The sequence below is a fragment of the Vibrio sp. qd031 genome (genome assembly GCF_002100145.1).
Lineage (GTDB): Bacteria > Pseudomonadota > Gammaproteobacteria > Enterobacterales > Vibrionaceae > Vibrio.
Map to the genome: position 1 here is coordinate 1 of NZ_JXQD01000010.1, position 2,911 is coordinate 2,911.

Below are 2,911 nucleotides of genomic sequence, written 5' to 3' on the forward strand. Positions count from 1 at the left end.
GATAACGCCACAGTGGACGCGCTGACAGCCGGTCAGAAAGAAGTGCGCGAGTTTACCGTGACGCTGTCCGATGGCAGTGACACTAAAGTGACGATTACCATCACGGGTACTGATGATGATCCGGTGATTTCGGCGGATACCGACGCGGTAACCGAAGGCGATCTGACGCCTGTCAGCGGTACGCTAACGGCTATGGATGCAGACAACCCAGATTTGGCGTTTAACTCAAACACCATTAGCGATGCTTACGGTGAGTTCACCGTTGATGCGGACGGCAATTGGACGTTCACACTGGCGGATAATGCCACCGTGGATGCTCTGACCGCGGGTCAAGAAGAAGTCCGCGAGTTTACTGTGACGCTGTCCGATGGCAGTGATACCACCGTCACCATTACCATCACCGGTACTGACGATGCTCCGGTGATTTCGGCGGATACTGACGCGGTAACCGAGGGCGATCTGACTCCAGTCAGCGGTACGTTGACGGCGACGGATGCAGACAATCCTAATTTAGCGTTTGAAGAAAACACCATTAGCGATGCGTACGGTGAGTTCACCGTTGATGCGGACGGCAATTGGACGTTCACACTGGCCGATAACGCGACTGTGGATGCGCTAACAGCCGGTCAAGAAGAAGTGCGCGAGTTTACCGTGACGCTGTCCGATGGCAGTGACACTAAAGTGACGATTACCATCTCGGGTACTGATGATGATCCGGTGATTTCCGCGGATACCGACGCGGTAACCGAAGGCGATCTGACGCCTGTCAGCGGCACCCTAACGGCGACGGATGCAGACAATCCTAATTTAGCATTTGAAGAAAACACCATTAGCGATGCGTACGGTGAGTTCACCGTTGATGCTAATGGCAATTGGACGTTCACACTGTCGGATAACGCCACAGTGGACGCGCTGACAGCCGGTCAGAAAGAAGTGCGCGAGTTTACTGTGACGCTGTCCGATGGCAGTAACACCACCGTCACCATTACCATTACCGGTACCGATGACGATCCGGTGATTTCGGCGGATACCGACGCGGTAACCGAGGGCGATCTGACGCCTGTCAGCGGTACGTTGACGGCGACGGATGCAGACAATCCTAATTTAGCGTTTGAAGAAAACACCATTAGCGATGCGTACGGTGAGTTCACCGTTGACGCCAATGGCCATTGGACATTCACACTGGCCGATAACGCCACAGTCGATGCATTAACCGCCGGCCAGAAAGAAGTCCGTGAGTTTACCGTGACGCTGTCCGATGGCAGTGACACTACAGTGACGATTACCATCACGGGTACTGATGATGATCCGGTGATTTCGGCGGATACTGACGCAGTGACGGAAGGCGATGTGACGCCTGTCAGCGGCACCCTAACGGCGACGGATGCAGACAATCCTAATTTAGCGTTTGAAGAAAACACCATTAGCGATGCGTACGGTGAGTTCACCGTTGACGCCAATGGCAATTGGACATTCACACTGGCCGATAATGCCACAGTCGATGCATTAACCGCTGGCCAGAAAGAAGTCCGCGAGTTTACTGTGACGCTGTCCGATGGCAGTGATACCACCGTCACCATTACCATTACCGGTACCGATGACGATCCGGTGATTTCTGCGGATACCGACGCAGTGACGGAAGGCGATGTGACGCCTGTCAGCGGCACCCTAACGGCGACGGATGCAGACAATCCTAATTTAGCGTTTGAAGAAAACACCATTAGCGATGCGTACGGTGAGTTCACCGTTGATGCGGAGGGCAATTGGACGTTCACACTGGCGGATAATGCCACCGTGGATGCTCTGACCGCGGGTCAAGAAGAAGTCCGCGAGTTTACCGTGACGCTGTCTGATGGCAGTGACACTACAGTGACGATTACCATTACCGGTACTGACGATGCTCCGGTGATTTCGGCGGATACCGACGCGGTAACCGAGGGCGATGTGACGCCTGTCAGCGGCACCCTAACGGCGACGGATGCAGACAATCCTAATTTAGCGTTTGAAGAAAACACCATTAGCGATGCGTACGGTGAGTTCACCGTTGACGCGGAGGGCAATTGGACGTTCGCACTGGCGGATAACGCCACAGTCGATGCATTAACGGCCGGCCAGAAAGAAGTCCGCGAGTTTACTGTGACGCTGTCCGATGGCAGTGATACCACCGTCACCATTACCATCACCGGTACCGATGACGCGCCAGTGATTTCCGCGGATACCGACGCGGTAACCGAAGGCGATCTGACGCCTGTCAGCGGTACGCTAACGGCTATGGATGCAGACAACCCAGATTTGGCCTTTAACTCAAATACTATTAGCGATGCTTACGGTGAGTTCACCGTTGATGCGGACGGCAATTGGACGTTCACACTGGCGGATAACGCCACAGTCGATGCATTAACCGCCGGCCAGAAAGAAGTGCGCGAGTTTATCGTGAACTTGTCCGATGGCAGTGACACCACTGTCACCATTACCATTACCGGTACCGATGACGATCCTGTGATTTCGGCGGATGCTGATGAAGTCACAGAAGGCGACATGACGCCAATCACTGGTACATTGACAGCAATCGATGCAGACAATCCAGATTTGGCGTTTAACTCAAACACCATTAGCGATGCGTACGGTGAGTTCACCGTTGACGCGGACGGCAATTGGACGTTCACACTGGCCGATAACGCGACAGTCGATGCATTAACCGCCGGCCAGAAAGAAGTGCGCGAGTTTACTGTGACGCTGTCCGATGGCAGTGATACCACCGTCACCATTACCATCACCGGTACCGATGACGCGCCAGTGATTTCCGCGGATACCGACGCGGTAACCGAGGGCGATCTGACTCCAGTCAGCGGTACGTTGACGGCGACGGATGCAGACAATCCAGACCTAGAATTTGCACCAAATACTATTA

At 54.1% G+C, this 2,911-nt stretch carries 1 protein-coding gene; it reads left to right on the plus strand.

All coding sequences use genetic code 11. The annotated features are described in order from the left end of the window. A partial coding sequence (locus tag ST37_RS19945) for a VCBS domain-containing protein (RefSeq protein WP_197687447.1) occupies positions 1-2,911 on the plus strand: 2,911 nt, incomplete at both ends.